This window comes from uncultured Roseovarius sp. (genome assembly GCF_913054395.1).
GTDB lineage: Bacteria > Pseudomonadota > Alphaproteobacteria > Rhodobacterales > Rhodobacteraceae > Roseovarius.
In genome coordinates, this window is record NZ_CAJXIP010000160.1 from 1 (window position 1) to 6,712 (window position 6,712).

7 protein-coding genes and 1 tRNA gene are annotated in these 6,712 nt (G+C 57.4%); 4 read left to right on the forward strand and 4 right to left on the reverse strand.

The genetic code is table 11. The features are described from left to right. Both QZ522_RS16420 and QZ522_RS16425 read right to left on the reverse strand, forming a co-directional pair. Positions 1–1,487: ATP-binding protein (locus QZ522_RS16420; protein ID WP_294614052.1), on the reverse strand; the 1,487-nt coding region annotated here is incomplete at its 3' end. A 292-nt stretch (positions 1,488–1,779) separates the two neighbouring features. Then, positions 1,780–2,184 (reverse strand): helix-turn-helix transcriptional regulator, encoded by a 405-nt coding sequence (locus tag QZ522_RS16425; RefSeq protein ID WP_294614055.1) that lies wholly within the window; start codon positions 2,182–2,184, stop codon positions 1,780–1,782. Between the two features lie 342 nt (positions 2,185–2,526). On the opposite strand from QZ522_RS16425, the gene QZ522_RS16430 reads away from it, so the two are divergent. After that, positions 2,527–2,733: a hypothetical protein gene (locus QZ522_RS16430; RefSeq protein WP_294614058.1), complete on the forward strand. Its 207-nt coding sequence runs from the start codon at positions 2,527–2,529 to the stop codon at positions 2,731–2,733. Beyond that, positions 2,730–3,827 carry a tyrosine-type recombinase/integrase gene (locus QZ522_RS16435; RefSeq protein WP_294614061.1) on the forward strand — a complete coding sequence of 366 codons (1,098 nt, stop codon included), beginning with the start codon at positions 2,730–2,732 and terminating at the stop codon, positions 3,825–3,827. Before QZ522_RS16430 ends, QZ522_RS16435 begins: the two co-directional genes overlap by 4 nt. A gap of 8 nt (positions 3,828–3,835) precedes the next feature. On the opposite strand, the gene QZ522_RS16440 is transcribed toward QZ522_RS16435, so the two are convergent. Beyond that, positions 3,836–3,919, reverse strand: a tRNA-Leu gene (locus QZ522_RS16440). Between the two features lie 176 nt (positions 3,920–4,095). Here QZ522_RS16440 and QZ522_RS16445 point away from each other — a divergent pair. Next, the gene (locus tag QZ522_RS16445) at positions 4,096–4,590 is read left to right on the forward strand and encodes a Hint domain-containing protein (RefSeq protein ID WP_294614063.1); all 495 of its coding nucleotides are present in this window, start codon (positions 4,096–4,098) and stop codon (positions 4,588–4,590) included. Here the strand turns inward: QZ522_RS16445 and QZ522_RS16450 are convergent. Further along, the gene (locus QZ522_RS16450) at positions 4,587–6,128 is read right to left on the reverse strand and encodes an NAD(P)H-hydrate dehydratase (RefSeq protein WP_294614066.1); all 1,542 of its coding nucleotides are present in this window, start codon (positions 6,126–6,128) and stop codon (positions 4,587–4,589) included. The two genes, QZ522_RS16445 and QZ522_RS16450, sit on opposite strands and share 4 nt — an antisense overlap. A gap of 172 nt (positions 6,129–6,300) precedes the next feature. Here QZ522_RS16450 and QZ522_RS16455 point away from each other — a divergent pair, with 172 nt between their 5' ends. Continuing rightward, a complete protein-coding gene (locus QZ522_RS16455; protein WP_009808533.1) occupies positions 6,301–6,639 on the forward strand; it encodes a P-II family nitrogen regulator in 339 nt (112 codons plus the stop codon). Positions 6,640–6,712: the final 73 nt, after the last annotated feature.

Sequence of the window (6,712 nt, forward strand, 5' to 3'; positions counted from 1 at the left end):
CGCATCGCGTCAATGCGCAAAGACAGGCGCTGGGACTCTTTGTCTATGATGCGCTCAGCTTCCTCCCGTTCCTTGGGCTGAAGCAAATTAAGGAACTTTCTGACGCGCTTCAGTTCAGAGAGTTCTTTGAGTTCGTCAAACGAGGTGGACCGGGATCGAGCGATTCCAGCTTTCTCCCGAAAATCAAAGCGTTTCGGCTCAACAACCTCGGCCAGCAAGCGCTTCACCAGCTTGGCTAGGTTTTGGAACGCAGCGTTGTCCTCGAAACCTTCTCGGCTGCTTCGTTCTAAAAGATGCGAGTCCTGCTCGCCCTCGATTTTTAGATAGCCGGCTACTTGGTTGTGGCCAATCCGAAGCGATGGGTCCTGGACACGGCGCGTATCAAGTGCCAACCAGTCGTTTTCCGGATCCCCGTAGGGTCTTACCCGGAAACCTTCACGATAGATGGCGACTCCAGAGATGCTGTCGAGCAACCTTCGTGCTTCGGTTGCACTCATTTCACCCAGTCCGGCCGCTCTCATATTGTGCTTCAGAGCATCAGCTTCCCTGTCAAACAGGTAGAGCTGGACATCGACCTTTCCGGGACTTTCATGCTGTTTGATCCCGGCACCGGGTATCTTGATTGGCTCGACACCCCGGCCAGCTCGATGAACGGTAAATGATCCCTCGAACGATCCGTCTGGAGCAAACGTTCCACTGAGTTCGTAGTCGCATGCGGAGAGCAACGGAAACGGGTGCACTCGGCGGCCTCCGCCTCGGTAGGAGACATGCGCTTGGGCGGCTTCCGAACCGTCAAGGATTTCTTCAGGATCGAAACCTGTTGAGTTCCTGTCGCACTCGGAAAGATCAAGGAAAACTGAAAAGTCGTCGCTTTTCTCATGCGATGCTGAGAACGGCGAAAGAAGTCGCCTAAGCTCCGCGTAGAGCTTGCTTATTCTTTCCTTCGTCCAGTTCTCGTGAAGCTCGATGATTTCGATAGTGGTACCAGTTGGCTCGTCGACTGCCTGAACCAGATAATCGATTGCGATGTCCGCCAAATAGACATCATCGCTGAAAATGCTCCAGTCAAGTTCAGGTATCAGAACGGCAGTGCTTTCCTCGCTAGATCTAACCGTGGACGTCAGAGCCATTTTGCCGCCTAATTTCGCCGCAGCGAAACGACCGATCCCCTTGGATCCCATCATTTTCCGCCTCTTCGATGGCGACTGGCGATCCTTCACCTTCGACGCGGTTGCAGGCTCCATCCACTTCAACCGGATATCATCCAGCGACATGCCGTGCCCGTCGTCAGTTATTGAAATCCGCCCTCGACCGGCGACAAGAGGTGGAGTGAACTTAATCTCAACGAAGTTTGCGTCTGCATCATAGGCGTTCTTAACCAATTCGATAACAGCGGCCTCGGGGCCACTGATCAATTGATCCCCAATAGTTCTGATTATCCGGGCCTTCGGGTTGAAGCGTAGTTTGTTTTCTTCAATTTCGGACATCTTCAACCAACTTCAGAGAAAATTAGCACATCAACCTATAGAAATTATGCGCGCTGCTAGAACGTCTGTTGATCGACGTCGGGATGCTTTCGGATCAGCCGGAGCAAGTAATCACCTGTTAGTCCGGCAGTGAGGCCAGCGGCAATAAGTGCCGCGGCGAGTAAGGCTGTAAAGTCTAATTCGGGGTCTCGTCTCATCAAAAAGATTATCGCTGCGACAAGTGCAAAAGCCATTCCCATAATGTGAAGACGGCCAGCCAACCGGTTTATCCGCTGTGCGTAGTCCAAATCACTTACTCCTCTGCCTCATCTTGAAAGATGGAGAGCACTTCCTTTGCCTCCGTCTGCGGGTCAGTGCCCTTGGCAATGCTTTGCTCAAGCACGTAGCGGGTGATGCGACCAAACTTTTTGGGCGTGAGCGATCCAGCAGTTGCCTGCTCAAAAAGCGCGGCGGCTACTTCTTCCGTCAGGTCTATCAGGTTGCTTGTCGGCACCGTTTCTTCGCCAAGAATCAGCCAGCGCAGATCAATCTGGAGACGTTCGGAGAAGTCGACGGCTGTCCTCAGAGACGGTTCACGTTTGCCTAGTTCATAGCTCTTGTAGGATCGCTCAGACACATCAAGGAGCGCGGCGCACTTTGCTTGGGAGTGGCCGGCGACTTCTCGTGCTGAGCGCATTCGTGCGCCGATGAACTCCAAACCCGTTGACGTGTGCCTCATGCTGCCCTATCGTGCAAAAAGTTACACTATTGCGTTGCTCTTAACCCAGCATCGCGAATTTTTGCACGAAAGGGAAGAGCTGTGTCGAGTTGCTCACTACTTTCACCGCGCGAACTCGCAGAAAAGAGCGGGTGGCCAGAGCGTCGGATCAGAAATCTTATGGCCGCGCGCCAACTGAAACACATCAAGATCGGTGGGGCATTCTATCTACCGGACGATGCAATCGCCGACTTCATCGAGCGGAACATGGTCACTCCGGACCAAAGCGCCGTCGGGGATGATCGATGACTGCCCTCGCTCAAAAGTCATAGGTGTCTTGCCTTGTCCCGTTCCTTATTGAAGCTAGCGGTACCCGAGAAGGAAGCGGCGCGGATGCTGTCGTTGTCCTTGCAGGACTTCCTGTCTCTTGTCGAACAAGGTGCGCTTCCCCCACCTATCCGACTTGGAAAGCATTCCCTCTGGGTGGTGGCCGAGATCGAGGCGGTCCTGACGGGCAGCAAGATCGAGCAGGAGGCGTTTGTGGTATGAAGCGCCCCAATCTCCCATATCTTGAATTCAAGACGGTGAAAGGAAAGACATACATCTATTTTCGCAAGGGCAAGCTCCGGGTGCGGTTACCTGATGATCCCGACACCGAGGAATTCGCTCTAAAGTACTGGGCTATTCGCAACGGCAAGAGCAAGCGGATCGTCAAGACGACATGGGAGGCGCTGATCGTCAGTTACTATTCCAGTGCCGAATTCAAGGAATTGGCTACGGACACGAAGAAGAACTATCGTCGTCATTGCGAAGATATCCGAGAAAAGAACGGGGCCAAGGATGTCCGATACTTCAAGCGGGCCGATGCGCTGCGCGTGCGTGATGAGCTGAAAGATACGTGGTCGAAGGCCAATGAGCGGATTGCCGTGATGTCGATCCTCATGCAACGCGCAATGGATATTGAGTGGGTTGACCGCAATCCTGTGGCCAATATCCGCAAACTCAAGGGCGACACGTACCAGGCGTGGCCTGCGGCCAAGCTGGAAGCCTATGCGCGGCACTGCGAAGAGCATGGCCTGTTGGTCGCTCGCACAATCTATGAGCTTGCAATTGGCACGGGCCAGCGGCTCGGGGATTGCGTTGCGATGAAGTGGGACGATTTCGATGGCGAGTATATGTCGGTCGTCCAACAAAAGACGGGTGCAAAGATCGACGTTTACTGCCCGGAACGGTTGCAAGCATATCTCGCGGGGCTTCCTCGGCGCGGGCAGCACATTCTAGCCAAGACAGCGACCGAACCGCTTGGCAAGCGGCAGGTGCAGAAGGCGGTGGAGGACGTGCGCGAAGCGATTGGCGTCAGGGATGGGGATGACAGGCTGGTGCCCCACGGCTGGCGTTACACAGCGGCCAAAGAGATGGCAGATGCGGGCGTCGATATCCGCGACATTCAGGCGGTCACAGGTCACAAGACCCTTGAGATGGCACAGAAATATGCTTCAGGCGCAGACCAAAAGAAGGCGTCTAAACGGGCTCAGCAGAAGCGGGAACGAAACAGCGACAAATCGGGAAAGTGCGAAACAAATTGCGAAACTTCGCCGAAGTCGCAGGATCATACAGAGGAGAAACCAGAGAATGGTCAATGATTTCAAAGTGGTGCGGGTGAAGGGACTCGAACCCCCACGCCAAAGGCGCCAGAACCTAAATCTGGTGCGTCTACCAATTCCGCCACACCCGCACGACTTGCCACCCCTCAGGGGCCGCTCCGGCGGTATCTAGCAAAGCCTTTCACCGGATGCGAGAGGAAAATGAGAGGCACAGGCCAATCCGTTCAGGCGAAAAAAGGCACGACATTAACCAATTCTTGCCATATTGTGGTGTCAAAACTGAGGCAGTAACAAAGCGAGAAACGCCATGAAACCGAAAACGGTCGGGCGGACAGACGGCGGCATCGCCGTCATGACCCCTATGAATTCAACCGGTCTTATGGCCGATAGCATCATTCTTACGCTTGACGGTGAAAAGCGCGTTGGCGACATCCGCGTCGGCGACCGGGTGATTACCCGCGATAGCGGCATGGCCGTTGTCCAGCAGGTCGCGACCCAAAAGATCACCGCCCGCGCCGTGCGCATCAAGGCCGGATCGCTTGGCCATACCCGGCCAGAGCGTGACGTGACCCTGCCCGCCGACCAACAGATTCTGGTGCGCGACTGGCGGGCCAAGGCGCTGTTTGGCGCGCCCCAAGCGATGGTGTCTGCTGCGCGCCTGGTCGATGGCGAATTTGTCACCCTGATCGAAGATTTCGAGATGACGCTTTATTCCCTCGGGTTCGATCGCATCCATGTGCTTTATGTGGACGGTCTTGAACTGGCGAGCGAACCGCTCAGCACCATGTCGAAAGCAGCCTAGACCCCAAGCGCGCGCGACACCCTGGGCAAGACCTCGGGCAGGTCCTCGGCGATCAGGCCGGGGCCGAAATCCCGGGCGCACTCCACGTGCAACCACGCGGCAATTTCGGCTGCCTGCATTGCGGGCCATCCCCGCGCCAACAGCCCGGTCATGAACCCCGCCAGCACATCGCCAGAGCCTGCGGTGGCCAGCCATGGCGCCGCGCGCCCGTATTGGGCCGAATTGATGCTGCAGCGCCCGTCGGGCGCGGCAATCACCGTATCCGACCCTTTGAACAGCACAACGCAGCCCGCCCTATTGGCCGCCTCGCGCGTCGCATCCACCTTGGAATAGGCCGGGCCCTTGATCGCAGGCGCAGTCAGCTTTTCCGCGATATCCGGGAACAACCGTGCAAACTCCCCCGCATGGGGCGTCAGCACGCATTTGTCATGCAACATTCCGAACAGGGTTTCAGGCGCACCTGCAAACGCCGTCAACGCATCGGCATCCAAGACCACGCAGGGTCTGCGCTGCGCGCGCACCGCCACCGGCACCAGGTCTCTGGCGCGCTCGATCCCCATCCCCGGCCCGAGGCACAACGCATTGATACGCGTGTCGTTCAGGGCCTCGCGCAGCGCCTCGCCATCCTCAAGGCGCCGCAGCATCAGCGCGGTGATGTGCAGTGCCACCTCCATCTGCGCCGATCCCGGCACCCCCAGCGTCACCACCCCTGCCCCGATCCTGAGCGCAGCACGCGCCGCCAGCCGCGCCGCGCCGGTCCGGCCAGCGCCACCGGAAATGATCAGGGCGTGACCGTGGCCGTATTTGTGGCCCGCCTCGGCCTTGCCCAAGACATGTGACCGGGGCGACGCAACCAGCCGGGCGACCTCTGCCCCCGCCCTCGTCTTCAGCCCGATGTCAACGACTGCCATGCGACCGCATTTGAACGGCCCCGAGCCAAGGAAATGGCCCAGCTTGGGCCTGTGGAAGGTCACGGTAAGCGCCGCCAGAACCGTCTCGGTGCCCTCCTGCAATTCCCGTCCGCTATCGCTGCACAGACCCGAGGGCATATCCACGGCCACGGTTTTGGCCTGAGCGTCAGGATCGGAAACCCGCTCGGCGGCCCATGCAAGCGCCGCCCCCTCCAGAGGCCGCCGCAGGCCCGTGCCAAAAAGCGCATCAACAAACAAATCCGCCTCATGAGAAAACCTCGGAGCGCGCCTGAGGTCGCCAACCTCGCCCATCTCCCGCCACCGCTCATAGTTCACCTTCGCATCGGGCGGCAGTTTTTCCGGATCACCAAAGAGGAATACCGCCACCTCCCAGCCCCAGTCCCTGAGCATACGCGCCACGACAAACCCGTCGCCGCCATTGTTGCCGGGACCGCAGAGCACAACCGCCCTGTGCGGGGCCTGCGCCAGTTCGGGCCATTCCTCGAACACCGCCTCGACCACGCCGCGCCCGGCGCGTTCCATCAGTGTAAGACCGCTCACCTCGCCCGACTCAATCGCCGCCATTTCGACGCGACGCATTTGGGCTGCGGTCAATACTTCGCTCATTCTCTAACCTCTGCGATTCAATTTCGCACATTTGTAGTGCAATTCGCCTATTTTTTGAGCAACTGCAATTATCACCAGCCCTTGCCCGGCCATTCCCGACCCTAACCGATTGAGCATGCCCCTGAGAAGTGGTCTGCACATTGCGAAACGACAGCCGAGGAGGCCCGAGCCTATGAAAAAAATCGAAGCGATCATCAAGCCGTTCAAACTGGACGAGGTGAAGGAAGCGCTACAGGACGTAGGCGTCCAAGGCCTCTCCGTCATTGAAGTCAAAGGGTTTGGCCGTCAAAAGGGCCATACAGAGCTTTACCGCGGTGCGGAGTATGTCGTCGACTTTCTGCCCAAGGTGAAAATCGAAGTGGTACTGGAGGCCGATCAGGTCGATGCTGCCATTGAAGCCATCATTGATGCTGCTAAAACCGACAAGATTGGCGACGGTAAGATTTTTGTCTCTCCCGTCGAACAAGCGATCCGTATCCGCACCGGCGAGTCCGGCACAGACGCGCTTTAAACAGAATTACCTGACATTAAAATCAGAAGGACCAAGGGAATGAGCACAGACGCAGTTCTCCAGATGATCAAAG